General features: G+C 42.6%; 27 protein-coding genes and 2 riboswitches. Of the genes, 21 read left to right on the forward strand and 6 right to left on the reverse strand.

Annotated elements, in window-relative coordinates; all coding sequences use genetic code 11:
* The first annotated feature begins 296 nt into the window (after nt 1–296).
* Nucleotides 297–1,724 (forward strand): alanine/glycine:cation symporter family protein, encoded by a 1,428-nt coding sequence (locus ABC374_RS09340; protein ID WP_413017245.1) that lies wholly within the window; start codon nt 297–299, stop codon nt 1,722–1,724.
* 168 nt (nt 1,725–1,892) lie between these two features.
* Nucleotides 1,893–2,111, forward strand: coding sequence for a YozQ family protein (locus tag ABC374_RS09345; RefSeq protein ID WP_137018441.1), 219 nt, complete (start codon nt 1,893–1,895; stop codon nt 2,109–2,111).
* Between the two features lie 103 nt (nt 2,112–2,214).
* On the opposite strand, the gene ABC374_RS09350 is transcribed toward ABC374_RS09345, so the two are convergent.
* From ABC374_RS09350 to ABC374_RS09370, 5 genes are all read right to left on the reverse strand, one after another.
* On the reverse strand, nt 2,215–3,060 hold the full coding sequence (locus tag ABC374_RS09350) for an energy-coupling factor ABC transporter ATP-binding protein (RefSeq protein WP_413017247.1): 846 nt from the start codon (nt 3,058–3,060) through the stop codon (nt 2,215–2,217).
* Between the two features lie 17 nt (nt 3,061–3,077).
* Entirely contained in the window at nt 3,078–3,854 is a 777-nt protein-coding gene (gene cbiQ / locus ABC374_RS09355) for a cobalt ECF transporter T component CbiQ (RefSeq protein WP_350302411.1), read from the reverse strand.
* On the reverse strand, nt 3,841–4,152 hold the full coding sequence (locus tag ABC374_RS09360) for an energy-coupling factor ABC transporter substrate-binding protein (RefSeq protein WP_137018444.1): 312 nt from the start codon (nt 4,150–4,152) through the stop codon (nt 3,841–3,843). The genes cbiQ and ABC374_RS09360 overlap by 14 nt, the downstream gene beginning before the upstream one ends.
* Nucleotide 4,153: 1 nt before the next feature.
* A complete protein-coding gene (locus ABC374_RS09365; RefSeq protein WP_350302412.1) occupies nt 4,154–4,897 on the reverse strand; it encodes an energy-coupling factor ABC transporter permease in 744 nt (247 codons plus the stop codon).
* Nucleotides 4,898–4,930: 33 nt separating this feature from the next.
* Nucleotides 4,931–5,089: a hypothetical protein gene (locus tag ABC374_RS09370; RefSeq protein ID WP_413017250.1), complete on the reverse strand. Its 159-nt coding sequence runs from the start codon at nt 5,087–5,089 to the stop codon at nt 4,931–4,933.
* Nucleotides 5,073–5,262, reverse strand: a riboswitch (cobalamin riboswitch). Its footprint overlaps the gene before it by 17 nt.
* A gap of 203 nt (nt 5,263–5,465) precedes the next feature.
* A riboswitch (cobalamin riboswitch) is annotated at nt 5,466–5,655 on the forward strand.
* A 152-nt stretch (nt 5,656–5,807) separates the two neighbouring features.
* Here ABC374_RS09370 and ABC374_RS09375 point away from each other — a divergent pair.
* The 16 genes from ABC374_RS09375 (at nt 5,808) to ABC374_RS09450 (ending at nt 20,439) form a co-directional block, all read left to right on the forward strand.
* Nucleotides 5,808–6,176: a (2Fe-2S) ferredoxin domain-containing protein gene (locus ABC374_RS09375; RefSeq protein ID WP_413017252.1), complete on the forward strand. Its 369-nt coding sequence runs from the start codon at nt 5,808–5,810 to the stop codon at nt 6,174–6,176.
* Nucleotides 6,177–6,190: 14 nt separating this feature from the next.
* Nucleotides 6,191–7,828 carry a precorrin-3B C(17)-methyltransferase gene (gene cobJ / locus ABC374_RS09380; protein WP_413017254.1) on the forward strand — a complete coding sequence of 546 codons (1,638 nt, stop codon included), beginning with the start codon at nt 6,191–6,193 and terminating at the stop codon, nt 7,826–7,828.
* An 18-nt stretch (nt 7,829–7,846) separates the two neighbouring features.
* On the forward strand, nt 7,847–8,785 hold the full coding sequence (locus ABC374_RS09385) for a sirohydrochlorin chelatase (protein WP_413017256.1): 939 nt from the start codon (nt 7,847–7,849) through the stop codon (nt 8,783–8,785).
* The gene (gene cobK, locus ABC374_RS09390; RefSeq protein ID WP_350302417.1) at nt 8,782–9,552 is read left to right on the forward strand and encodes a precorrin-6A reductase; all 771 of its coding nucleotides are present in this window, start codon (nt 8,782–8,784) and stop codon (nt 9,550–9,552) included. The genes ABC374_RS09385 and cobK overlap by 4 nt, the downstream gene beginning before the upstream one ends.
* A gap of 12 nt (nt 9,553–9,564) precedes the next feature.
* Complete coding sequence (locus tag ABC374_RS09395; RefSeq protein WP_034312499.1) at nt 9,565–10,212, forward strand: precorrin-8X methylmutase; 648 nt, start codon at nt 9,565–9,567, stop codon at nt 10,210–10,212.
* 5 nt (nt 10,213–10,217) lie between these two features.
* Nucleotides 10,218–11,330, forward strand: coding sequence for a cobalt-precorrin-5B (C(1))-methyltransferase (locus ABC374_RS09400; RefSeq protein WP_413017258.1), 1,113 nt, complete (start codon nt 10,218–10,220; stop codon nt 11,328–11,330).
* Nucleotides 11,314–12,528 carry a precorrin-6y C5,15-methyltransferase (decarboxylating) subunit CbiE gene (gene cbiE / locus ABC374_RS09405; RefSeq protein ID WP_413020309.1) on the forward strand — a complete coding sequence of 405 codons (1,215 nt, stop codon included), beginning with the start codon at nt 11,314–11,316 and terminating at the stop codon, nt 12,526–12,528. Before ABC374_RS09400 ends, cbiE begins: the two co-directional genes overlap by 17 nt.
* Nucleotides 12,521–13,228 (forward strand): precorrin-2 C(20)-methyltransferase, encoded by a 708-nt coding sequence (gene cobI / locus ABC374_RS09410; protein ID WP_098371853.1) that lies wholly within the window; start codon nt 12,521–12,523, stop codon nt 13,226–13,228. Before cbiE ends, cobI begins: the two co-directional genes overlap by 8 nt.
* Nucleotides 13,225–14,001 (forward strand): precorrin-4 C(11)-methyltransferase, encoded by a 777-nt coding sequence (cobM, locus tag ABC374_RS09415; protein WP_318291661.1) that lies wholly within the window; start codon nt 13,225–13,227, stop codon nt 13,999–14,001. Before cobI ends, cobM begins: the two co-directional genes overlap by 4 nt.
* Nucleotides 13,998–15,122 carry a cobalt-precorrin 5A hydrolase gene (locus ABC374_RS09420; RefSeq protein ID WP_413017261.1) on the forward strand — a complete coding sequence of 375 codons (1,125 nt, stop codon included), beginning with the start codon at nt 13,998–14,000 and terminating at the stop codon, nt 15,120–15,122. Before cobM ends, ABC374_RS09420 begins: the two co-directional genes overlap by 4 nt.
* 13 nt (nt 15,123–15,135) lie before the next feature.
* A complete protein-coding gene (locus tag ABC374_RS09425) occupies nt 15,136–16,527 on the forward strand; it encodes a cobyrinic acid a,c-diamide synthase CobB (protein WP_413017263.1) in 1,392 nt (463 codons plus the stop codon).
* A gap of 39 nt (nt 16,528–16,566) precedes the next feature.
* Nucleotides 16,567–17,376 (forward strand): uroporphyrinogen-III C-methyltransferase, encoded by an 810-nt coding sequence (cobA, locus tag ABC374_RS09430; protein WP_413017265.1) that lies wholly within the window; start codon nt 16,567–16,569, stop codon nt 17,374–17,376.
* Nucleotides 17,355–17,918 (forward strand): nitroreductase family protein, encoded by a 564-nt coding sequence (locus ABC374_RS09435; protein ID WP_413017267.1) that lies wholly within the window; start codon nt 17,355–17,357, stop codon nt 17,916–17,918. The genes cobA and ABC374_RS09435 overlap by 22 nt, the downstream gene beginning before the upstream one ends.
* Before the next feature lie 14 nt (nt 17,919–17,932).
* Entirely contained in the window at nt 17,933–18,469 is a 537-nt protein-coding gene (locus ABC374_RS09440; protein WP_413017269.1) for a cob(I)yrinic acid a,c-diamide adenosyltransferase, read from the forward strand.
* Nucleotides 18,470–18,481: 12 nt separating this feature from the next.
* Complete coding sequence (locus ABC374_RS09445; protein WP_413017271.1) at nt 18,482–19,999, forward strand: cobyric acid synthase; 1,518 nt, start codon at nt 18,482–18,484, stop codon at nt 19,997–19,999.
* Nucleotides 20,000–20,166: 167 nt separating this feature from the next.
* The gene (locus tag ABC374_RS09450) at nt 20,167–20,439 is read left to right on the forward strand and encodes an HU family DNA-binding protein (RefSeq protein WP_063233522.1); all 273 of its coding nucleotides are present in this window, start codon (nt 20,167–20,169) and stop codon (nt 20,437–20,439) included.
* A 464-nt stretch (nt 20,440–20,903) separates the two neighbouring features.
* Here ABC374_RS09450 and ABC374_RS09455 read toward each other — a convergent pair whose 3' ends face one another.
* Entirely contained in the window at nt 20,904–21,683 is a 780-nt protein-coding gene (locus ABC374_RS09455) for a protein kinase domain-containing protein (protein ID WP_413017273.1), read from the reverse strand.
* Between the two features lie 270 nt (nt 21,684–21,953).
* Here ABC374_RS09455 and ABC374_RS09460 point away from each other — a divergent pair, with 270 nt between their 5' ends.
* Genes ABC374_RS09460 through ABC374_RS09470 form a run of 3 tightly spaced genes read left to right on the forward strand, consistent with a single transcriptional unit; the run spans nt 21,954 to nt 24,698 of the window.
* Nucleotides 21,954–22,421, forward strand: a complete 468-nt coding sequence (locus ABC374_RS09460) for a flavin reductase family protein (RefSeq protein WP_413017275.1) — start codon at nt 21,954–21,956, stop codon at nt 22,419–22,421.
* Nucleotides 22,422–22,432: 11 nt separating this feature from the next.
* Nucleotides 22,433–23,914 carry a 4-hydroxyphenylacetate 3-hydroxylase family protein gene (locus ABC374_RS09465; RefSeq protein ID WP_413017277.1) on the forward strand — a complete coding sequence of 494 codons (1,482 nt, stop codon included), beginning with the start codon at nt 22,433–22,435 and terminating at the stop codon, nt 23,912–23,914.
* Nucleotides 23,915–23,948: 34 nt separating this feature from the next.
* Nucleotides 23,949–24,698 (forward strand): IclR family transcriptional regulator, encoded by a 750-nt coding sequence (locus ABC374_RS09470; protein ID WP_413017279.1) that lies wholly within the window; start codon nt 23,949–23,951, stop codon nt 24,696–24,698.
* The last annotated feature ends 17 nt before the right edge of the window (nt 24,699–24,715 follow it).

Consider the following 24,715-nt stretch of genomic DNA (forward strand, 5'->3'; position numbering starts at 1 on the left):
GTGAGGCCTTTTTGTACTATATCCAAGGTGTATTTGGAATATGAATGTAATTAACGTTGCAGTGAATGTTACATGAATAGAGATAAACACTATAAAGGAAATGATACTGAAATATCAATTCATGAATGAAAAAAATAGAGGGTTAGGATATAATATATTATTGTATTGGAGGTTCATTCTGGACTTTCCTTTTTTATGGGCTTCACTTGTTTATGTCCTCAATGTATGGGGAAATAAATTATAGTTGTATATGTTTTTATAATAATAATTAGAGTTAAGTAGAGGGGTTTGTTTTAATGGAATTCATAGGAAAATTTATTAGTGAGACAAATGATGTGTTATGGTCTTCCATATTGATCATCATGTTGGTTGGATTGGGTCTCTATTTTAGCATCCGCACGAAGTTTGTCCAATTCAGAATGGTAGGGGAAATGTTCAGGCTTTTGGGAGAAGGTGCCACTGCGGATAAAAAAGGTGTAACATCCTTTCAGGCATTTTGCATAAGCACGGCATCGCGGGTAGGAACGGGTAACCTTGCAGGTGTTGCCATCGCGATCACGACAGGCGGACCTGGAGCAGTTTTCTGGATGTGGTTAATAGCACTGATCGGATCTGCTTCCGCATTCATTGAAAGTACACTTGCTCAAATCTATAAGGTCAAGGATGGGGATGCATTCCGCGGCGGTCCTGCGTATTATATGGAAAAAGCATTGAATGCCCGTTGGATGGGGATCACTTTCGCTGTGTTGATTTCGCTTACATTTGGACTAGCTTTCAACTCGGTACAAGCCAATACGATTACGAGCGCATTCAATGAATCGTTTGGGATTGAAAAGTGGGTTACGGCAATCATCTTGGCTATGGTCACGGCTGTCATCATTTTTGGCGGGATCAAAATGGTTGCAAAGGTCTCTGAAGTCATCGTCCCGATCATGGCAGGAGCCTATGTGATAGTGGCATTGATTATCATTATAATGAACATTACCGAGTTACCTGGTGTCTTTGCTTTGATCTTTCAAAGTGCATTTGATGGAATAAAAGAAGTGGCTGGCGGAGTACTGGGAGCTGCCATGATGCAGGGAATCAAGCGCGGCCTATTTTCAAATGAAGCCGGGATGGGTAGTGCTCCAAATGCCGGTGCGACGGCTGATGTCAGTCATCCCGTCAAGCAAGGTCTCATTCAGTCTCTAGGTGTTTTTGTCGATACGCTCATCATTTGCAGTTCGACAGCCTTCATCATTTTGTTTTCAGGTCTTTATACATCGAAGGAAACGGATGGTATCGTCCTTACCCAAAATGCCCTCGGTACGGCATTGGGATCTTGGGCGGGTATTTTCCTTGCCATTATCGTACTGTTATTCGCCTTTAGTTCGATTGTTGGCAACTATTATTATGGAGAGTCGAACATCGGCTTCATCAATGAAAATAAGGTTTGGCTGAATGTCTATCGTATCGCAGTCGTAGGAATGGTGATATTCGGTTCGCTTGCATCACTGGATTTTGTTTGGGGACTGGCTGACTTGCTGATGGCCCTTATGGCCATTATCAACCTGATCGCCATAGCTTTACTTGGAAAGATCGCTTTTGCTGCACTGGCGGATTATCAAAAGCAAAAGAAAAGTGGGAAAAATCCAGTCTTCCATGTGAACAATATTAAAGGTTTGAAGAATGTGGAATGCTGGGGTGACCCATCCGATAATGTGGATGTGAAGAAGGAGGCCTAAGTTCTCATGAAGCTTACAAGTAAGTCCTTGAAAGGGGATTGTACTTGTAAGCTTTTTTTTGTCTTTTCCTGCCTTTTTTCATCATTATTGAATATTGCTACGTTTTTTACACAAAATACCTTTGTCTTTAATACCGCAATGATAATTTAAAAACTAGGAGTGAAAATAATGGATAGCAAGCAATCAAAAAATGAATCTTCAGAAGTTGCCGGAAGAATATATGATGTCAGCGATTATAAACGGGAAGATCCATTATCCTCTGGACTGGCCAGAACTCACGAACAAGTCTCCGATACTTATGCGGAAGGCGAAATAAAGGCAGTCATTGATGATGTAAACGGAAGAGATATTGAGATTGCAAAAGAAAGATCTAAAGAAGAAAGGTAATAAAATTTGTTTTTTTATGAACAAGAATTATCGCCTGCTATTTTGTTGATAAATCGGTTAGTTCCCCTAGCTTCTGATGAAACAAGAGCTAGGGGAAACATAATTAATAAATTCTTTCTGTCTCCAACTTTTGAAGCAATTCTTTCTTCGTTCTTGGGAAAAAGTCCCTTTCAAAAGGGTTCCTTGATTGAAGAAGGGCCTGAAACATTTCAAAAACCCACGGTTTCTCCAGATGTGCCTGCAGCAAAACGTCTTCATCATGGAAAACGGAAATAGGGTCCCCTTGGTATATGACCTTACCATCGTTCATGACAACGACTTCATCAGCCCATTGATAAGCTAAATTAACATCATGAGTTGATAGGATAATCGTTTTGTCAGGGTGATGGATACTGTCCAGCAGAGCCATGATCTGTCTTGAGAAATAAGGATCCAATCCAGCGGTAGGCTCGTCCAAGAGCCAGACATCGGGTTCCATGGCGAGTATCCCCGCAATGGCGACACGTTTTTTTTGCCCAAGGCTCAAAAAATGGGTAGGTCTGTCTTTCAGTTCCGTTACTTCCGTTTGGGCCATTGCCCAATTTACTTTCTCCTGGACCTTAATTCTATTCAATCCTAAATTCATCGGTCCAAACGATATATCCTGTTGTACATTAGCGGAAAAGAGCTGCGAGTCGGGATCTTGAAAAATGATCCCGACTTGCTTTCGTAATGATAATAATGATTTACGGTCATATTTCATTTTCTTGCCCTTAAATCTGATTGTTCCTGCTGTAGGTTGTAAAAGACCATTTAAATGGAGGAATAAAGTCGATTTGCCGGCACCATTATTGCCTAATAATGCAATCTTTTTACCATGTTGAATCGTTAGCGACAGATCGTTTAAAGCGAACGTTCCATCTGCGAATTGATGGGTGAGGCCTTCTATATGAAAAATATGCTCGTCCATTGTTGGTTGCCTCCAATTTACAAATATCCATTAATAAAGATTAAGCTTCCTAATATTGCAATCGCGATCAGCCAATTGCGTGAGGAATAGGCGTAAGTATCCTCGATATAGGAAAGATTCTCCTGATAGCCTCTTGCGTTCATGGCCATCGTCAATTGCCCAGAGCGCTGCAATACTCCTAAAAATAAAGACGAGATTAGTAATCCGAGTGAACGTATGCCTTTCCTTAATGAAACATACCCCAACCGTGAAGCTTGTGCTTGGTGAATGGCCAAAGCTGTATCTAAAAAAATAAAGATGAAGCGATAGGTCAATTCTATTAAATCGATCAATAAGGAAGGCACTTTAAATTTTCGCAGCACGGATAGGATGACGGTAATGGGTGTAGTTAAGGTAAGGAAATATAAACAGCTGATGCTGCCCAATACGACAGTGATCAAATTGGCCACTGTACCGACGCTGTCATCGCTTATGAATATTTGCCAGTTCCCGACCTTCCAGGACCACCATATATTCGATATCGATGTAAATTTACTTGTGAAAGAAAAAAGGATGGTAATTGTTCCAGATAGTATAAAAAATCCTGGCAATAGAAGTAATTTAAGATAATAGGAAAGCGGGATTTTTGCCGCAAAAATGATTAAAGCGCTCATCACCGTAAAAGTGATGAGCGAAACGGCCATATCCCTTACCGTTAACGAAAACAGCAAAAGGGAAAGTGCAAAAACCATCTTTTCCAACGGATGTACATCCTTTAGCCCATTGAAATAGGCATATTTATCAATGAGTAACATGCTTCGATTTTTCTGCCAATTCTTGTTTGGTTTGCTTATTCCTTTGTCTCATCACGCCAATGAAGTATCCAATGAAACCGGCTCCGATTGCAGCTTGAAGCGCAAATAATAAGCTTTCGGTTTCTGCACCTGGCGGCTCCCAAATACTGTTGAACCATGGCTTGTATTCCGGATGGATTTTAGTGATGGCTTCCTCAGCTTCGCCGTCGGCACCGCCAAATTCCGTTCCTTGTTGGGTGATTAACGGTATGGTTGCAAGAATGACAACCAGGAAAAGCAGCAGTAGACTTTTTTTCATATTAACGGGCCTCCTTGGATAAAACTCGCAGCAATTTCAATTCGCCTAGATTGTATTTTTTTAAGAAATTCATCACGACGACTGTCAATAACCCCTCACTGATTGCCAAGGGAATTTGGGTAAGGGCAAAAATCCCTGCAAATTTACTGAAAGAGGCCATGAATCCTCCTACCTCGGATGGAAAAGCAAGGGCAAGTTGAACGGAAGTGACCACATAGGTTCCTAAATCTCCAAAAGCAGCCGCCAAGAAAACGGCAAGTGAAAAAGACCACCCCAATTTAGTTGCACCCTTGAAGACAAAGTAAGCAATGAACGGTCCGCAAACGGCCATGGAAAATGCATTGGCTCCTAATGTCGTCAATCCTCCGTGAGCCAGTAATACAGCTTGAAATAACAGAACGATGGAGCCAACGACACTCATGGCCAATGGTCCGAATAATATGGAACCCAAACCAACTCCGGTAGGGTGCGAAGAACTTCCGGTAACGGAAGGGATTTTTAAGGCCGATAAAATAAATACAAATGCGCCCGATAGGCCAAGTATCATTTTTGTTTCTGGGTTTTCCCTTACTTTGGACCTAATGGACCGGTAACCCAAGATTAAAAATGGAAGCGTCAAGGCCCACCAGAATATAGCCCATTCTATGGGTAAAAAGCCCTCCATGATATGCATGGCCAATGCCCGTTTTGGAACAAAAAGCAGTAAAATGACAAAATAAATAATTTTCCAATTGGTTCTTTTCATTCTTTCTCCTTTCAACACTTTTGATTTTTCTGATCAATCTTGAGAAGAAAAGCGGCGCCCAAAATAAAAAGCACTTCTCTCAAAGGAAAGAAGTGCGTAATGAACAGGAATTTTGCAGCATGAACCAACCATGGGCCATTCTGCCTGATCCGCACGCCCATCCTCGTAGGCTGAAACAGTTTCACGCTTCATGGCAGGTCTCCTGGCTTTGGTTCATCATCCCATTACATCCTTCCCATCTCATTTGACAGTGGATTAAAGTAATGGAACTTCCCTTTACAGTGGCGGGACCGCTCCGGATTTTCACCGGCTTCCCTTTTAAGCTGAATTCCGAGAAATTCAACACCATGAAACTTATGTAATTATTTTGAAAATTCTCGTATAGTTTACCATAAAGAAATTATTCCAGCTACACTATCTTTTTTTTTTCGGGACGAAGTTTGTTGCGAGGAAAGGATTGTAACTGGTTTTACACTATTAAACTTTTCTAAACAGTCGGAATAAACTATTGAATTTTGATAAAGTTGTTATATGATAGATTAAGTTAGTTAGAAATGTATAATAAAACCAAATATTTCATTTTAAAAGTGCCCTTGTGTGAATAAGCAAGGGATAATAGGGAAATCGGTGAAAATCCGATGCAGCCCCCGCTACTGTAAACGCTGATGAAATTGTCGATAGCCACTGGCCTGATGCCGGGAAGGGACAAAGTAAAATGAAGCGTAAGCCAGGAAACCTGCTTTTAAAATTGCATGATACTTTTCGGAGGGAAAGGTAGAAGGACTATGACGATTTTGGGAGGATTTGGCATGCTTGCCTTAGGCTCCTCATTCATATAGTTTTTTTAAAACCTTGACTCTAATGTTAAGGTTTTTTATTTTGCCTTTTCCCTGAACTCAGGAGGAAGAAGATGACTACTTGGAATTTGACGGGTACAAATACGCATCTGTTGATTTGTAATGGGAGCAGCTGCATGAAAAAGGGCGGGGAAGAAGTAACCCAAGCGATTCGTGATGAAATTGCTTTAAAAGGACTGGATCTAAAAATCCATACAACCAGGACACGCTGTAACGGAAGATGTAAGGATGCCTGCGTTGTGATTGCCTATCCCCAAGGAAACTGGTATCGAGTGGAAACGCCTGATTTCGGTCGGCAGATCGTCAGTAATATCGATGAGGGTGAGTTTGTTCCACAGATGATCTATCAATTCAATGATGGCGAAATGACCCCTAATCCAGATTTTCCTGCTCATACGGGTATTTCAAAGAACAAAGCGTAAAAGGAGATGTCTTAATGAGTACAAACGGTAAATTATTCGTCGTGGGCTTTGGGCCCGGGAATTTTGAACACATTACCAAACGTGCCGTCGAAGCCCTTCAAGAAAGTGACTACATCATTGGTTATAAAACTTATGTTGAACTCATTCAGGGACTGCTTACAAATCAAACGATCATTAGTACGGGGATGACTGAAGAGGTATCACGTGCACAGGAAGCAGTGAAACAAGCGGAGCTGGGAAAGAAAGTGGCGGTGATTTCCAGTGGGGATGCCGGAGTTTACGGGATGGCAGGGTTGGTTTATGAAGTATTGATTGAAAAAGGCTGGAAAGAAGAAACTGGAGTGGGCATTGAAGTCATTCCTGGCATTTCTGCAATCAACTCATGTGCGTCTTTACTTGGGGCACCAGTCATGCACGATTCGTGTACGATCAGCCTCAGTGATCATTTAACTCCTTGGGAACTGATCGCTAAAAGGGTTGAAGCAGCTGCAATGGCAGACTTTGTCATTGCACTTTATAATCCGCGCAGCGGCAGGCGGACCCGGCAAATTGTTGAAACACAGAAAATTCTCCTTCGCTACCGCTCGCCGGATACACCTGTCGGGTTGGTGAAAAGTGCTTATCGCGATAGGCAGGATGTTGTTATAACCAATTTGCAGGATATGTTGAATCACGATATTGGAATGTTGACCACCGTCATTATCGGGAATTCATCCACCTTTTTATATGATGAAAAAATCATCACACCAAGAGGCTATCAGAGAAAATATACTTTGAATTCGGAAAAGCAAACATTGAAGCCCCATCAGCGACTGCAAAAAGAAGCGGAACCGTGGGCATTAGATCAAGAAGCCTTAACCGAGTCCGCTGGAGGAGTTGGATTACTTACAAAAGCACCAGAAAAGAAGCCAGCTTCCTTTGAAATGGCAATGGAGGCCCTGTCAAGAGTCAAGGGTCAAACCGTTAAGCAATCCATTCAGCCGATTGTTCAGCAAAAAATGGAGTCGGTATTCGAACTTGCCGTTAGTCCAGGTGTGGCGAATAAACAATTCACTCCCAAACAAATGATGACACTTGCGGAAGTTGTCGGGGAAAAGGGAACGATGGAATACACGCCAAATCATAAAATCGTCTTAAAGATACCGACAACGGATCCGGAAGTCATTACGGGGAAATTGCAATCAGCAAACTTTCTTTTGTCGCCGATTGGAGATGTACTGACATTAAAAGCCTGTGATTTCTGTGATGGTGAAAAAGCGGAATCCATTCCTTATGCGGATGAAATACACAGGGTGCTTGGCGGAATGAAAATGCCCAAGGAACTGAACATCGGTTTTAATGGGTGTGGGATGGCTTGTTATAGTGCTGTGATGGATGATATCGGGATTGTCTTCCGAAAAGGGAAGTTCGACTTATTTCTTGGAGCTAAACCGGTTGGAAGAACAGCCCATCCGGGTCAGCCGGTAGCGGAAGGGATTGAACCGGAACAGCTTGTTGAACTGATTACGGACATTGTCGGGGAGTATAAGCAAAATGCCCATCCAAATGAGCGGCTTTTTAAATACTTCAAACGTTCGAAAAAGATACAGAATTATTCTTATCAGGACATCGCTCCCAAAATAAACATAGAGCCTGCGCCTTGTGAAGACTAATCAAGAGGGGGAAAGTAAATGAAAGCAGTTTTGTTCGTAGGACACGGAAGCCGGTTGGCTTCGGGAAATGAAGAAGTCCGTCATTTTATTGAAAATATGATTCCGGCAATGGACGAGCGTTTCCTAGTGGAAACGTGCTTCTTGGAATTTGCGGCACCGAATATATCCAAAGGAATTGATAATTGTGTAAAACGAGGGGCTACTGAAGTTATCGTCATACCGATCATTTTGTTGCATGCAGGACATTCGAAATTACATATCCCAGCTGAAATAGAGGATGGGAAAACCAAGTATCCAGAAGTGAAATTCACATATGGCCAAACGATCGGGGTCCACCATGATGTATTGACGATCTTGACAGACCGTCTTGAGGAAGCGGGATTCGATACGGCCTCTGAACATTCTGAGACAGCGATATTGCTAATAGGCCGAGGTGGCAGTGATGCTGATGCAAATAGTGATATCTATAAAATTTCACGATTATTATGGGAAAAATTAAACGTTAAATGGGTCGAAACAGCCTTCATGGGTGTAACGGACCCGCACGTTGATGAAGGTATTGAACGATGCATCCGATTAGGGGCAAAAAAAATAGTGATGCTGCCATATTTCCTCTTCACTGGGGTGTTGATGGAAAGAATGGAGGATATGCTGAAAGGCTATCAAGAGCAATATCATGATCGAGAATTCATTTTGGCAAAGTATTTTGGATATCATCCAACATTACAGAACATTCTGCAAGAACGAGTAATTGAAGCCAGTGAAGGCAGGTCAAGCGGGGCGCGTGATTTGGAAAACTATCGTAAACATGTCGAGGAACATGGACATGCTCACCATCATCACCATCACGACCACGATCACGACCACGATCACGACCATCAACACGACCACGATCACGACCACGACCATGATCATCACCACGATCATGATGGGCAAGTGGTGGGGACATCAAAATGATTTTGTTCTTGGCGGGTACAAGTGATGCAAGGGAATTAGCGATTGAGATGCAGCAGGTGGGGTTCAAGGTTTTGGCAACTGTTGTAACCGAATCGGCGGCTAAGAGTTTGCAAGATTCTGGGATATCCACCCGGATTGGCCGATTATCTGCAGAAGATATGACATCTTTAATCTCTGCAAAAGGTTTTCAGGCTGTAGTCGATGCAAGTCACCCATTTGCCGAAGAAGCATCGAAAAACGCCCTTAACGGAGCAAAGGCAGCAAATGTTCCTTATATTCGTTATGAGCGTGAAAGTCAACGGTTTCAGAATGATAAATTGATAGTTGTCCGTGATTATGAGGAAGCTGCCAAGCTTGCCGCTGCAAAAAGGGGAGTCATCATGCTCACGACCGGAAGTAAAACACTATCCGTGTTCGCAAAAGAATTGGTAGGGCTCGAGAATACCAGAGTCATAGCGAGAATGCTGCCACGCATGGACAATATGGAAAAATGTGCACAGCTGGGCATCGAACAAAAAAATATCGTTGCGATTCAAGGGCCGTTTTCCAAAGAATTAAATAAAGCTCTATATGAACAATATGGGGTCACATTGATGATAACGAAAGAAAGCGGCAAGGTCGGTGCGGTTGATGAGAAATTGGAAGCCGCGTTGGAATGTGGAATTGAGACGATCATGATATCTCGACCGGATGTTGACTATCAGAATGTTCATTCCAGTTTTGAACATGTCATTGCCGAGTTGAATAATCAGTTAAATGAAAAATAGGAGGAATGCAAGATGGATTTTAAAACGGATTTTAAACCACTAACGGTAGACCCTGACAAAATATATGATTATAGTTTTTCAATCATTGCTGAAGAAATGGGCAATCATGATTTTTCTGAAGATGAATGGAAGATCGTCCGCCGGGTCATTCATGCTTCAGCGGATTTTGAATTGGGAAGAAGTGTAATAATCCATCCAAATGCCATTCAAGCTGGTGTGGAAGCCATTCGCAAAGGCAGACATGTCATTGCGGATGTTCAAATGATCGAGAGCGGTACAGGCAAAAAACGATTTCAAAAACATGGCGGGGACGTTCATTGCTATATTTCGGATCCGGATGTGATGGTCGAGGCAAAACGTTTGAATACGACAAGGGCGATCATTTCGATGCAAAAAGCAGTAAAGGAAAATGAAGGGGGCATTTATGCGATTGGCAATGCACCTACCGCTTTACTAGAGCTCATTCGTCTTATTAAAGAAGGGATTGCAAAACCGGACTTAATCATTGGAATGCCTGTTGGATTTGTTTCTGCAGCAGAATCGAAAGAGGAACTGGCTAAGATCACAGAAGTGCCATTCATTACGAATATTGGCCGAAAAGGTGGAAGTACTGTCACTGTTGCAGCATTGAACGCGATTTCCCTTTTAGCTGATAGTTAAAAAACATGGAAAAGAAAGTGAAAAAAGACCCCTCACAAATGCGTCATGGATATACGACGGGAGCATGTTCAACAGCTGTGACCAAAGCGGCATTGACCGCTTTGATCACGGGGGATGCACTAGAGGAGGCAACCATTTCCTTGCCAATCGGCCGAGATGCTACTTTCACTATTGAGAAATATGAAATATCGGAAAATGTGGTTAGTGCAGAAACGATTAAAGATGCCGGAGATGATCCCGATGCCACACATTTGGCCCATATTATCTCTACTGTCAGCTGGTCGGATGCACCTGGGATTATCTTGGATGGAGGGACCGGAGTTGGTCGTGTAACCAAACCCGGTCTTCCCGTTCCAGTTGGAGAGGCCGCGATTAATCCTGTACCGCGCAAAATGATTTTAACCACTGTGCAACAAACATTGGAAGAATTTAAGATCAATAGAGGAGTGAAAGTCGTCATCTCCGTGCCCGCAGGAGAAGAAATAGCGAAAAAAACATTAAATGGCCGCTTGGGGATTGTAGGAGGCATTTCCATTTTGGGAACAAGGGGCACTGTCGTCCCTTTTTCCAGTTCCGCCTATATGGCAAGTATCGTTCAGGCCATCAGTGTCGCCAAAGCGAGTGGGTGTGAACATCTTGTTTTAACGACTGGCGGGCGCAGTGAAAAGTATGCCATGGGCCTTCTCCAGGATTTACCTGAGGAAGCCTTTATAGAAATGGGTGACTTTGTAGGCTTCTCACTTAAGCAATGTAAGAGGCAGGGGATTAAAAAGGTATCACTCGTCGGCATGATGGGGAAATTCTCCAAAGTGGCCCAAGGTGTGATGATGGTGCATTCAAAAAGTGCCCCCGTCGACTTCGGCTTTCTATCGGAAATAGCCCAAAGCGTCGGAGCTGATGATGATCTTGTTCTTGAAATCAAGAATGCAAACACAGCGTCACAAGTCGGGGATATGATGTCAGCCATTAATAATTTTGACTTTTTTAATAAACTATGTGAATCCTGCTGTCACTCTGCCATTAACCAAGTGAAGGGCGGCATTGAAATGGAAACGGCGATTTATTCGTTGAAAGGACAATTACTGGGAAGGGCTGTTGGAATTGAGTCAATCGATTAAATTAATCGGGATAGGGGATAACGGTCAGGAAAGCTTACTGCCTCAATATGCCCAATGGATAGAAGAAAGTGAAGTGCTGGTCGGAGGTGAACGGGTCTTATCCTTCTTTCCGAACTATTCTGGCAAAAAGATTGTCATAAAGGGCGGTTTGAAAAAGGTGGTGGAGCAACTGCAGGATGAAACTCGTCCAACAGTGGTTTTAGCTTCCGGTGACCCAATGTTTTATGGAATGGGAGGCTATCTTTCCAGCAAAATCAACATGGAGGTTTACCCATATTTCAGTTCAATTCAGCTTGCTTTTGCAAAAATGGGGGAAAGCTGGCAAGATGCCTTCCTCGTGAGCATTCATGGCCGCAGTATGAAAGGGCTGGCACAAAGGATTGATGGGAAAGCGAAAGTTGCCTTGCTTACTGATAGTGAAAATAGCCCCAATCAACTGGCAAAATATCTCCTTTCATTCGGAATGACGGAATACCGGGCATTTGTGGCTGAAAATCTTCAAGGGGAAACCGAAGAATCTGGCTGGTATGAACTTGATGAAATGATGGAGCGGGAATTCTCCCCGTTGAATGTCGTCATTTTGAAAAGAAAATCAGAAGGTCCAAGCTGGTCCTTGGGGATAGAAGATGAAGAATTTTCGCAGCGAAAGCCGGACAAAGGCCTCATAACCAAAAAGGAAATTCGGGTATTAAGCCTGCATGCGTTGAAACTCAGAAAAAACAGCATAGTTTGGGATGTTGGGACGTGTACGGGCTCAATGGCAATTGAAGCTGCCAAGCTTGCATCCGAAGGTCAAATTTTCGCGATTGAAAAAAATAAGCCTGATTTAGAAAACTGTTATCAAAACCAACGTAAATTCCGTACCGATATAACGGCGATTCATGGTAAAGCCCCGGAGGGATTGGAAAATTTCCCTGATCCTGATGCGATCTTCATTGGCGGGACTGGCGGCGAAATGGGAGAGCTGATCAACACTTGCTGCAAACGGCTTAAAGAAGGCGGCAGGATCGTTCTTAATGCTGCGACGATTGAGAATCTTTACCGGGCTAATGAGGCATTTGCGGAAGCTGGTTTTCACACTTCCATCATGCATGCGCAAATCTCCAGAAGTAAGCCAATATTGGGAATGAACAGATTTGTACCTCTTAATCCGGTTTATATCATTACTGCACAACGAAAGGAAGACATGAATGAGTAATCTTGGTACATTATATGGCCTTGGCGTGGGCCCGGGCGATCCAGAGCTAATTACAGTAAAGGCATTTCGCGTGATTCAGGAATCTCCGGTCATTGCGTATCCCAAAAAAAGAAAAGGGAGTAAAAGCTACGCCCATCGCATTGTTGAAGTTTACATTCGTCCTGAAGAAAAGGATATGCTGGGCCTTGTTTTTCCGATGACGAAAGATCAAGCCATTTTGGATCGGGAATGGAACGGAACGGTGGAAAAGGTTTGGCAAAAATTAAATGAAGGTAAAGATGTTGCTTTCGTCACGGAAGGCGATCCGCTTTTATATAGTACGTTCATACATATGATGAAATTGATGCAGGAGTTGCATCCCGAAGTCGAAATCAAGACAGTCCCGGGCATTTCTTCCTTTAATGGATCAGCGTCAAGGCTGGGCATCGCTTTGGCTGATGGTGATGATCATGTTGCAATAGTTCCTGCAAGGGATGATTATGAAGCGATGAAGAAGGCCATCGAAGATCATGATGCCGTGGTGTTCATCAAAGTGGCAAAGGTCATCGATTTAATGATTACCGTTTTAAAAGATTTGGACTTGCTTGAAAAGGCCTCGGTCGTAACCAAAGTCACTTCCGATGAGGAAGTGATTTGGAAAGTGAGTGAATTGGAAGGACTTGAACTGGAATACTTAACATTGATGGTGGTGAGAAAATGAAGATATATATTGTAGGTGCCGGCCCGGGTGACCCGGATTTGATTACTGTAAAAGGATTGAACATTCTCCAAACGGCTGATGTGATTTTATATACGGATTCATTAGTGAATGAAGAATTGATTGCTAAGGCAAAACCAGATGCCGAGGTGCTGAAAACGGCTGGAATGCATTTGGAAGAAATTGTTGGCATCATGGTTGATCGTGTTAAGGAAGGAAAGATGGTTGCCAGAATCCATACAGGGGATCCTGCCATGTACGGTGCAATTATGGAACAAATTGTCCTATTGAAGAAAGAGGGTATCGGTTATGAGGTGATTCCTGGCGTAAGTTCGGTGTTCGCCTCAGCAGCGGCAATAGGAGCAGAGCTGACCATCCCTGATTTAACCCAGACACTTATATTAACGAGGGCTGAAGGACGTACGCCTGTTCCGGAATTTGAGAAGTTACGTGATTTGGCAAGTCATCACTGTACGATTGCCCTTTTCTTGAGTGCGACCTTGACCAAAAAAATCGTTAAAGAACTTCAGGAAGCCGGTTGGAAGGATGATACACCGGTTGCAGTCATTCAACGGGCAACATGGCCGGACCAAAAAATCGTCCGCACCACGTTAGTGAACTTAGATGATGATATGCGTCAAAATGGCATCCGCAAGCATGCGATGATTTTGGCTGGATGGGCTTTGGACCCTGACATCCATGATAAAGATGAATACCGTTCCAAACTATATGATGCGAGTTTTACCCACGGTTTCAGAAAAGGTGTTAAACCATGATCATTGAATTGAAAGAAGCGGAACTTGCTCCCATTAAACGGTCCCACACTTATGCGATCGTGGCGATTACAAAGCATGGTGTCGAGCTGGCACGAAAATTACATACCGTTTTTTCGAATTCCGATCTTTATTACATGAGCAAGTTTGAAAAAGGGGACGAAGAGCATAAACAGATCCAGCTTTTTTCGGGCAGTGTCCGTATGCTATTGCCAGCTTTATTCAAGGAATATAAGGGAATCATATTAATTATTTCACTCGGGGCAGTCGTGAGGATGATTGCACCAATTTTGAAGGATAAGAAAACAGATCCAGGTGTCGTTGTCATTGATGACAAAGGAGAAAATGTTATCAGTGTACTTTCAGGGCATCTGGGAGGGGCAAATGAACTGACTAAGGAAGTTGCTGCAGCCCTTAATGCAAGAGCTATAATCACCACGGCTTCGGATGTACAAAAAACGATTCCTGTCGACTTATTCGGCCAGCGCTTCGGCTGGATTTGGGATTCCGCAGAAAAATTGACTCCAGTAAGTGCGTCCGTTGTAAATGAAGAGCATGTTGCCGTTGTACAAGAATCAGGTGAACGGAACTGGTGGTCTTATGATACGGCATTACCTGAACAAATTATCATATACCCATCCATTGAAGAAGCGCTTCAAGCAAAGCCGCAAGCAGCTCTGGTCGTGACTCACCGCATGCTTAAGCAGTCGGAAAAGAGAATCCTGGAAAATGGAATCGTATATCGTCCAAAGGTCATTGCTCTTGGTATCGGGTGCAATAGGGGAACGGCGGCTGCTGAAATTGAGCAGGTGATTGCAGAAACACTAGCCGATTTATCATTTTCATTAAAAAGCGTTAAGGCGATCTGTACAATTTCCTTAAAGAAAGACGAACTTGGCTTGATTGAAGTAGTTGAAAAATATGGCTGGGAATTCGTGTATTATGAACCGGAAGAGCTTAATCAGGCCAAAATCGAAGCGCCTTCGGATACAGTATTTAAATACACGGGTGCATATGGTGTGAGTGAACCGGCTGTGAGGATCTATACTAAAGCTGAACAATTGGAGCTGGTTAAGAAAAAATCGGGGAACGTAACCATATCAGTTGGGATCATTCCTTTTTAGAGGGAGAAAAAATATGAACGAAAGAAGATTGGTAATTGCAGGTACCGGAAGCGGTGTCGGTAAAACGACATTGACCATCGGAATCATGGCAGCCCTCCAGAAGAAAGGCTATACCGTTCAAGGGTTCAAATGTGGTCCTGACTATATTGATCCTACTTATCATACCGCAGTTACAGGACGGGTTTCACGCAATCTTGACAGTTGGATGTTTGAACATGACACTGTTCGAGAAATTCTTAATAAAGCAGGTGCCGGGGCTGATATATCGATCATCGAAGGAGTAATGGGCTTCTTCGATGGCAAAAGTCCTTTAGCCAATACAGGGTCGACGGCTGAAATAAGCATCATCACGAAAAGCCCTGTCCTGTTGGTTGTCAACTGTGCCAGCATGGCCCGGAGTGCAGCTGCCATTGTAAAAGGATTTCAGGACTTTTCGATTGGCCCGAACATCATTGGGGTCATTGCCAATCAAGTGGGAAGTGCAGGTCATTACAAAATTGTCAAATCGGCCATTGAGCAAGATTGCGATGTACCGGTGCTCGGTTATATGAAGCGGGAATTGGATATTGATATTCCAAGCCGTCATTTAGGTTTAATTCCTGCTATTGAACGCGGGGAACTAAATCCGTTTTTCGATAAGCTTGCACAATTAGTCATGGAAACGATCGATATCGAGCAGTTGTACCGTTTGTCCAAGACAAGCTCCGTTACCAGTGGAGACTCAAATATTTTTCAACCCAAAAATGAAAAGGACGTGTGCATTGCCGTCGCAAAAGATGCAGCCTTCAATTTTTATTATCAGGAAAACCTAGAGCTGCTTGAAGCATATGGGGCGAACATCAAGTATTTTTCTCCATTAAAAGGGGATGAAGTACCATTGGATGCTGATGGTTTATATCTTGGAGGCGGTTTTCCTGAGGAATTTGCAGCTGAACTTTCCGGTAACGTAGATGCTATCATATCCATCAGAAGCTCCATTGAAAAGGGGATGCCGACTCTTGCGGAATGTGGCGGTTTCATGTTTTTGAGCAAATCGATTGAAACAACTTCCGGAGAAACGCATCATATGGCAGGATTGATCCCGGGCAGGATTAAAATGCAGAAAAAACTTGTAGCACTTGGATATCGTGAAATTACAGGAACCCCAGGCAATTTTTTGATCAATGAAATGGAGCAGGCAAAAGGTCATGAATTCCACTACTCGACATTTGAAGCGGATGCTGATCTTACACATGCTTATGAAACCAAAGGCAGATTCGGTTCGAAACAAGAGGGGTGTGTATTTGGCAACCTTGTTGCTGGGTATACCCACTTTCATTTTGCTTCCAATCCAACACTTGCAAAGAACTGGATCGATGCTTGCTTAAAACAAAAAAACAGATCTGCCCATGAAACTATCAACTAGGAAAAAGGTATTTTTTGAAGCTTAAGAGGAGGCGCGAGCATGAAACCGGGAAAAGTTCATTTGGTCGGTGCGGGTCCCGGAGATCCGAAACTGATTACGGTATATGGACTGGAATGTATCCAAAAGGCGGATGTCATTGCATATGACAGGCTTGTCAATCCAGAACTATTAAACTATGCAAAAGAAGATGCAGAACTGGTGTATTGCGGGAAATCACCAGGGAAACATCATCTCATTCAAAATGAAATACATGAACTTTTAGTGGAAAAAGCCTTACAGGGGAAAAACGTCACCCGTCTGAAGGGTGGAGATCCATTTGTTTTTGGGCGGGGCGGTGAGGAAGCAGAGATACTGGCTGCTAACGGGATTGAATATGATATCGTCCCAGGAATCACAGCGGGAATCGCAGCACCGGCTTATGCGGGCATCCCGGTAACCCACCGTGAACATGCTTCAAGTTATGCAATTGTGACAGGCCATGGCCGTGATTACAAGGGGCAGGATAACCTGAATTGGCAGGCATTGGCTCAAGGCATCGATACCATTGCCTTTTATATGGGAATAGGTAATATGCCGTTCATCTGTGAAAAATTGATGGAACATGGCAGGGACGGTAAAACGCCAGTGGCCGTCATTGAATGGGGCACGACAGATAAACAAAGGACGATAACCGGTACTTTAAGTTCGATTTCCTTGAAGGCTATAACAGAAGAAATTCAAAATCCGTCAATCTTTCTAGTAGGGGATGTCGTCCAATTAAGAGAAAAAATCCAATGGTTTGAAAGAGTAATTGAATCAGATTCCATTAAGGAAGGGAATGAGTTGGAATGTCCATCATTCAAGAATTGAAGGAACGCCGGGCAATAAGGAATTACGAAGAAAAAGAAGTGGAAGACGAAAAAATCAGGAAGTTATTGGAAGCGGCTACCTATGCCCCTAACGACCGATTGCGTGAACCTTGGAGTTTTTATGTTATCAAGGGGGAAGCGAAGCACCGTTATGAAGGATTGGCAGAAAGGTATTTACATGAACGCTTTCCGACCAAACCCAAATTGATTGACAGTTCACTGGAAGTTGTAAAGACGACACCGCTTATCATTGTCGTGACTTCTGATATTTTACCTGACGATCCAGATTCATCCGAAGACAATGTATTCGCTTCTTGTTGTGCCGTCCATTCGATGTGGCTTGCCGCAAAAGAACTTGGTCTTGGATTCGTTTGGCGCACTAGAGGGGTGGGCCTTGTCAGGGATGAACGCCTGCACGAATTTATCGGTTCACCGGAAAACAAAAAAGTGATCGGCACCATTTTTGTCGGATACCCTAAAGGCGATCAGCCGGTTCCTGCTACTAAAAGGACTTCATACATAGAAAAAACAGTTTGGCTATGAAGGTAGGTGAGTGAGTGGCACGCAGAGGATTAATGCTTATTTATACGGGAAATGGGAAAGGGAAGACGACTGCCTCATTAGGGGTGACTTTAAGGGCGATCGGCAGAGGAATGAATGTCAAATTCCTTCAGTTTATTAAATCTCCAGAGCGTACTTATGGGGAAACATTGGCTTTGGAAAAATTAGGAGTTAAAATGGAACAGTTAGGTATTGGTTTTACATGGACCAAAACACCAGAAGAGCATCGCAATGCCTTATCGTTAGCTTGGGAAAAGGCGAAACTGGCACTTACTGATCCGGATATTGATTTACTTGTTTTGGATGAGTTGAACAATGCGTTAGCTATTTCCAAATTCCCGATTGAAGATGTCTTGCCATTGGCTGAAGTCATCGATGCCATTCGAAATCGTCCCGCTCATATGCATATAGTCATTACCGGCAGGGATGCAAGGCCGGAGCTTATGGAAATGGCGGATTTGGTTTCATCGATCGAGGCGACCAAGCATTATTATGACGAGGGTATCGGCGCTGTCAAAGGATTAGAGTTTTAGGGGGTGAACGTAATGAAGGCACGATCCATCATGATACAAGGGACGTCATCTGATGTAGGGAAAAGTTTGATTTGTACGGCATTTTGCCGGGTATTTTCCAATAAAGGATTACGTGTCGTCCCGTTCAAATCACAAAACATGGCTTTGAATTCTTATGTAACCTTGGATGGCGGTGAAATCGGACGGGCACAGGGAGTACAGGCGGAAGCGGCACGGATCACGGCAACGACCGATATGAATCCGATATTACTGAAACCGAAACAGGATATGGTTTCGGAAGTCATCGTGCACGGAAAGCATTTCCTTGATATGAATGCAAAAAGCTATCGGTCCCAATTTGTCCAGGAAGCCATGCCCATCATCCGTAAATCGGTGGAAAAACTTCAAGATGAATATGACATCATTGTACTCGAAGGGGCAGGAAGTCCCGCTGAAATTAACCTTAAGGACCGGGATATAGCGAATATGCGAATGGCTAAACTCGCGGATGCAGCTGTCATTTTAGTGGCCGATATTGATCGTGGTGGAGTATTTGCGTCCATTATCGGGACACTTGCCTTATTGGATCAAGATGAACGAGATAGTGTAAAGGGCATCATCATCAATAAATTTCGTGGCATGCGTGAATTATTGGACGATGGCATTGAATGGTTGGAAAAGGAAACCGGGATTCCTGTTCTCGGGGTGCTGCCCTATCTAGAGGTGAATATTGAAGCGGAAGATTCACTTGCCCTCTCTTCCTTACGTTTTAAAAAACCTAAAAAGGCTGAGTTTCCGATCGATGTTGCCGTCTTGAGATTTCCGCGGATCTCCAATTTTACTGATGTGGATCCTTTTTTTGATGAACCCGGAGTAGGTGTTCGCCTAGTAAGCAGTGTACATGAGTTAGGTAATCCCGATCTGCTAATTTTGCCGGGTACAAAAAACACGATGGAAGATTTAGAGTGGTTGAAACGTATGGGATTGGATCGGGCCATCAATGAACTGCGGAAACAAGGAACGATGATATTCGGCATATGCGGCGGTTTTCAAATGCTAGGGACAAAACTTTTTGATCCCGACGCGGTCGAGGGTGACGGTGAGAACGCGGAAGGGCTTTCGCTTCTTCCGGTGGAAACCATTTTTCAAGCAGAAAAGAAAACGGTACAAATGGAAGGTGTCCTTTCTGCCGGGATAATGGAAGGTCAAATGAATCTTAACGGTTTTGAAATACATTTAGGCAGAACGACATTGAAGTCACAAGTAAGGCCCTTTCTTTTATTGAAGGATGGAAGAGAGGATGGAGCCATTTCCAATGACAACAAGGTAATGGGAACATATCTTCATGGGATATTCCATAATCGCTTGTTCACTAGATTACTAGTTAACCAAATTCGACGGAACAAGGGGTTGGAAGAAGTGAAGGAAAACGTTCAAAGCGACTCGGAGCGCAGGGAGGAAGCTTACAATCTCTTGGCTTCCCATTTGGAAGAGAACATTGATATGGATACGATCTATCAATGGCTGCAGCTGGAAACTGCAGAAAGTTGAAAAGGGTCATTAGTTTAATGTTGATCATAGCCCTTTAACCTTAAAAAAAGATCAATTTAGAGCGATAATTCCTTTTATTTAGCCATTTTAAGTGACAGAGGCATACAAGATATGTTATGTTGTCTACTCTACATACTTTATACAAAATAAAAGGATGAGGTGTTCATATGAATAAAACAGAATTAGTGAGCAGTGTTGCAGCACAAGCTGAACTGACAAAAGACGACGCAAAAAAAGTAGTGGACGCATTGTTTGAAACAATCACGGCTACACTTGCTAAAGAAGAAAAAATCCAATTAGTTGGTTTTGGTACATTTGAAGTGCGTGACCGCGCAGCTCGTACAGGAAGAAACCCGCAAACTGGCGAAGAAATACAAATTGCAGCTAGTAAAGTACCTGCTTTTAAAGCAGGTAAGGAATTAAAAGAAGCTGTAAAATAAAAGAGTAACGAAAAAAACCTGGCGATGCGATATTCGCCAGGTTTTTTTGTATACTGTCTGATTTTAATTTGCGCTTGGAAGGCAGTGAATGACAGTCATTTTTATATATTCGATGCCATTTTCAAACGGAGGCGTATAGGGCGTTCTCATGACCAACAATGGAAGAAGCCCACTCCATGAAGCGGTAATGGAATGTAACACAAATGAAAAAAAATTATAGTACTTATTAGTAAGGTTTATACTGTGACTATGTTAGGCTAAGTAATAACAAGTTTTAAAACCAAAATAAAAGAGGTGAAAGATATGCTGAAGAAAATAATGAAAAAAATCAAACAGCTTTCCCAAGGCAGCAGTGAGCGAAGACATGGTCATTATCGCCGAGGCAGCAGCAGCAGCCGAGGTTACAAAAGGTATCCCATGAGTGGAAGTGACCGCTACAAGAGAAAAGGACGGGGCAGCAGCAGCTAATGCAATTTCTCTAATGCAGCTTGCAGATCCAATGAGATTTCACTGATATCTGAATAAGGTTCTTGGATGCCTAATAACCTTTTCAGGATATGCACGGTTTCTTTTTCTAACGAAAGCTCTTCTGTCCAAGGAAGAGCCTTTTTATTTTTGGCTGAGTACGTCGTATAAAGTATATATAAGAGTATCTCTCCCAAGTCGTAAAAATCCTGCCGTTTCAGCTCCAAAATGGATTCCTTTGCAAAATCGGCCGTAACGTTCATTTTAGACAAACCAAAGTCTATCAAAATAGGCTCATGGCCTTTAATTAAAATATTTGGAATACGCAAATCTTGATGGTATATGTCATGGTTGTGTAGATAAGATACTAATTCGACCAGATCTTCAAGAAAAAATAGAGACTCTTTCTCATTGAATGTTATATGATTTAAGAAAATATGGTCTTCTAAATTATCCCCTTCAATGAAATTCATCACAAAATAAACATTCCCGTCATGTGAAAATTTCTCGTGAAATATGGGCATGTTTTTGTGATTTAACATACGTAATATGGAAATTTCATTTTCAAACTGTTTCAGCTCTTTTTTGCTGCGGCGTTTACTTCTCCGAAGTTGTTTGATCACTTTATTCTCATTCGTTTTCAAATCCGTGCAATGATAAACAATCCCGTAGCTTCCTGTTCCAATTACAGTAGTGATTTCGTAGCGGTTTTGTAAAACCACTCCTTTTTTTAAAGGTATATCTACAAAAAATTGATAGATCTTTCTAAAGGTACGCAAAATGGAAACTTCCCTCACCACTTTCATCTATTCAAGTCAAGACCAAAAAAGTCCATTATTAATTAAGCTGGAAATATGAATGAACATGGATAGTTTAACACTGATTTTTGATAATGCGGTAATGAAAGTCTTTTCTTCGGGGAGTTCTTTTGATAGTTCACAATTAAAAATAAATTTTTCCTATAATTTCACATTATGAAATTATATGGGTTTTTAAAAATATTAAGTTTACTATAATGAATTCATAATAAAAGAGTAGGAGGTGATAAGATGGATGGGCGCGAGTTGAGAAATTGCTTTGGTAAATTCCCAACCGGAGTCACGATAGTGAGCTGGTTTGATGGGAAAGTTCAAAAGGGGATTACTGTGAATTCATTTACCTCGGTTTCCTTGGATCCCCCGCTTGCTTTAGTATCAATTCATAAAGAAGCAAAAGCCTGCACGAGCATGAAAGACAAATCTTTTACCATTAATATCTTGTCGGATGAACAGGAATCCATAGCATGGCAATTTGCAGGCAGTAAACAGGATACGATTGAAATTGACTGGGATAACAAGGGGGTTTCGCCAAAAATAAATGGAAGTGTTGCCTGGATGGAATGCAAACCATGGAGAGAGTATGATGCTGGTGATCATGTATTGTTCATCGGTGAGATCCAGGAGTTACAATTCGAAGATTTGGAAGCGCTTACTTTTTATCAAGGGAAAATGGGGTCTGCTAAACAACTTGTAAAATAAGGGGGATTCTTATGGGCATTAAAACCGGCGAAGAATATATTAATAGAATTAAATCAAGGAAGCCAGAAGTCTGGCTTGGCGGAAGAGTGGTTGAGGATATTTATTATGAGCCAATTTTTAAACAGCCGATACAAGAAATTGCAAAGTTGTATGACATTCAACATGACCCGGAATATCAAGATGAAATCACCCACATTTGCAAAGAAACCGGAGAACGTGTTAACAATGCTTTCATATTCCCGAAGACATCGGAGGATTTGCAAAAAAGAAGTAAATTATTTGAAGTGTATGCAAGGATGACATATGGACTTATGGGGAGAACGCCGGACTTTTTAAATGTCGTGGTCACTTCCATGGCACATAACTCTTGGTTTCTTGATAAATACAACAAAGACTGGTCAAAGAACATCAAGGATTATTATACCTATATTCGTGACAATGATTTATTCTTAACGCATGCGATCATTAATCCTCAAAATGATCGAAGCAAGCAATCTCATGAGCAAAAAGAAACATATACCCACTTAGGGACCGTTGAGGAAAAAGAAGAAGGAATACTTGTACGCGGTGCAAAAATGTTAGCAACCCTGGCACCGATCACCGATGAGGTGATTATCTATTCTTTCCCAGGATTCACACCAGGGGATGAACGTCATGCGGTAGCATTTGCATTGCCGATCGATACGCCTGGACTGCGTATAATCTGCCGGGAACCAATGCAGGACGGAACACGCTCGATGTTTGACCATCCACTTGCCTCACGCTATGAGGAAATGGACGCCCTGCTTGTATTCAATGATGTCCTGGTTCCTTGGAACCGCGTCTTCTTATACAACAATGTGGAGGCGGCAAACCGCTTGTATCCAATGACGGGGATCGCTGAACAGCCTGCTCACCAATCGGGAGTGCGTGGATATATTAAACTGGCATTTGCCGTTGAGGTTGCTTGTAAAGTGGCAGACTCTATCGGGGTTGATGGATTCCTTCATGTACAGCGTGATTTGGGTGAACTTGTTCAATCCGTCGAAGTCATCCGTTCACTGCTTCGGGTAGCGGAATATGAGTACACGATCAATGACTACGGTGAGGCCCGGCCAAATCCGGATGCATTGGAAACGATTCGCGGCTTCCTTCCGGAGATGTATCCCCGTGCCATAGAAGTGATACAGACCATAGGAGCTGGAGGGCTTTTGATGTCTCCGACAGGGGCCGACTTTGATAATCCGGAATTGCGAGTAGATATCGATAAATATTATGGAGGACGAAGCGGGGTTTCAGCGGAAGAGCGCGTTCGGGTGTTTAAATTGGCTTGGGATTTATGCGGGGAAGCATTTGGGCAGCGCCTACTTCAATACGAACGCTATTACACGGGTGATCCAGTTAGGAAAAGAGCGATTTATTATAATAAATATAAGAAAAACAAGACCTTTACCATGGTGGATGAGGTGCTTAACAAACCGATGCAAATAGCCATCGATGCGGTTAAACAGTAATTTTTATAGTTGAATAGGGAGGGGGGGGACCGTCATGATCTCGTCCGTTGAGAAGCTAATAAAGATACTTGATTTATTCACAAATGAAGAACCCTCACTTGGAAATAAGGAAATAGCTAAAAAATTGAATATGAGTCCGAGCTCATCCCATCATCTAGTGAAAACGATGTGCAAGGATGGGATGCTGATCCAAGGCAAAGATCGAAAGTACCGGCTTGGTTGGAAGTTACTTGAGTGGAGCAGTAAAGTCATGTATCAGCAGGATATTCATTATGAGGCAGGTCCTATTATCAGTAATCTTGTCCTGCAATTTAGAGGTAATTCTCACATCGGTATGTTTCACGAAGGCGAAGTCAGGTTTGTGATGAAAATGTCGTCCCCTCATGCCGAGCATATGACCACATATATAGGAGCAAGAAAACCAGCTTATTGTACGAGCACCGGGAAAGTATTACTTGCCTTTAACCCATCCTTCATTCAGCCTACGCTTGCAAAAGGGCTATTGAAGCACTCAACTAACACGATCACTTGCATTAATAAATTGAATGAAGAGTTAAAGGACATCCGCAAACAAGGATTTGCGATTAGTGATGATGAAAATGATTATGGGTTATATGGTGTGGCAGCACCCATTAAATCCTATAATGGCCAAGTCATTGCGGCACTTAACCTCGTCGGGGACCGAAATTATATGATTGGGAAAGAAAAAACGAGAATTATTCAGTCGGTAATTCGTTCGGCACAAATGATTTCAAAACAAGTTGGTTATATGTCGCTAGTGTGAATTTTTTGACTATTATG

Origin of the sequence: Peribacillus phoenicis (genome assembly GCF_047238085.1) — a bacterium.
Taxonomy (GTDB): domain Bacteria; phylum Bacillota; class Bacilli; order Bacillales; family DSM-1321; genus Peribacillus.

Bases quoted from the DNA above. Each gene is read 5' to 3' on its own strand.
- ABC374_RS09400 (WP_413017258.1), top strand. From the start codon at position 10,218: ATGGAAAAGAAAGTGAAAAAAGACCCCTCACAAATGCGTCATGGATAT.
- ABC374_RS09445 (WP_413017271.1), top strand. From the start codon at position 18,482: ATGAAGGCACGATCCATCATGATACAAGGGACGTCATCTGATGTAGGG.
- ABC374_RS09465 (WP_413017277.1), top strand. From the start codon at position 22,433: ATGGGCATTAAAACCGGCGAAGAATATATTAATAGAATTAAATCAAGG.
- cobK (WP_350302417.1), top strand. From the start codon at position 8,782: ATGATTTTGTTCTTGGCGGGTACAAGTGATGCAAGGGAATTAGCGATT.
- ABC374_RS09460 (WP_413017275.1), top strand. From the start codon at position 21,954: ATGGATGGGCGCGAGTTGAGAAATTGCTTTGGTAAATTCCCAACCGGA.
- ABC374_RS09340 (WP_413017245.1), top strand. From the start codon at position 297: ATGGAATTCATAGGAAAATTTATTAGTGAGACAAATGATGTGTTATGG.
- ABC374_RS09425 (WP_413017263.1), top strand. From the start codon at position 15,136: ATGAACGAAAGAAGATTGGTAATTGCAGGTACCGGAAGCGGTGTCGGT.
- cobA (WP_413017265.1), top strand. From the start codon at position 16,567: ATGAAACCGGGAAAAGTTCATTTGGTCGGTGCGGGTCCCGGAGATCCG.
- ABC374_RS09420 (WP_413017261.1), top strand. From the start codon at position 13,998: ATGATCATTGAATTGAAAGAAGCGGAACTTGCTCCCATTAAACGGTCC.
- cobI (WP_098371853.1), top strand. From the start codon at position 12,521: ATGAGTAATCTTGGTACATTATATGGCCTTGGCGTGGGCCCGGGCGAT.
- ABC374_RS09345 (WP_137018441.1), top strand. From the start codon at position 1,893: ATGGATAGCAAGCAATCAAAAAATGAATCTTCAGAAGTTGCCGGAAGA.
- ABC374_RS09370 (WP_413017250.1), bottom strand. From the start codon at position 5,089: ATGAAGCGTGAAACTGTTTCAGCCTACGAGGATGGGCGTGCGGATCAG.
- ABC374_RS09350 (WP_413017247.1), bottom strand. From the start codon at position 3,060: ATGGACGAGCATATTTTTCATATAGAAGGCCTCACCCATCAATTCGCA.
- ABC374_RS09470 (WP_413017279.1), top strand. From the start codon at position 23,949: ATGATCTCGTCCGTTGAGAAGCTAATAAAGATACTTGATTTATTCACA.
- cobM (WP_318291661.1), top strand. From the start codon at position 13,225: ATGAAGATATATATTGTAGGTGCCGGCCCGGGTGACCCGGATTTGATT.
- ABC374_RS09365 (WP_350302412.1), bottom strand. From the start codon at position 4,897: ATGAAAAGAACCAATTGGAAAATTATTTATTTTGTCATTTTACTGCTT.
- ABC374_RS09395 (WP_034312499.1), top strand. From the start codon at position 9,565: ATGGATTTTAAAACGGATTTTAAACCACTAACGGTAGACCCTGACAAA.
- cobJ (WP_413017254.1), top strand. From the start codon at position 6,191: ATGAGTACAAACGGTAAATTATTCGTCGTGGGCTTTGGGCCCGGGAAT.
- ABC374_RS09375 (WP_413017252.1), top strand. From the start codon at position 5,808: ATGACTACTTGGAATTTGACGGGTACAAATACGCATCTGTTGATTTGT.
- ABC374_RS09435 (WP_413017267.1), top strand. From the start codon at position 17,355: ATGTCCATCATTCAAGAATTGAAGGAACGCCGGGCAATAAGGAATTAC.
- ABC374_RS09385 (WP_413017256.1), top strand. From the start codon at position 7,847: ATGAAAGCAGTTTTGTTCGTAGGACACGGAAGCCGGTTGGCTTCGGGA.
- cbiQ (WP_350302411.1), bottom strand. From the start codon at position 3,854: ATGTTACTCATTGATAAATATGCCTATTTCAATGGGCTAAAGGATGTA.
- ABC374_RS09450 (WP_063233522.1), top strand. From the start codon at position 20,167: ATGAATAAAACAGAATTAGTGAGCAGTGTTGCAGCACAAGCTGAACTG.
- ABC374_RS09360 (WP_137018444.1), bottom strand. From the start codon at position 4,152: ATGAAAAAAAGTCTACTGCTGCTTTTCCTGGTTGTCATTCTTGCAACC.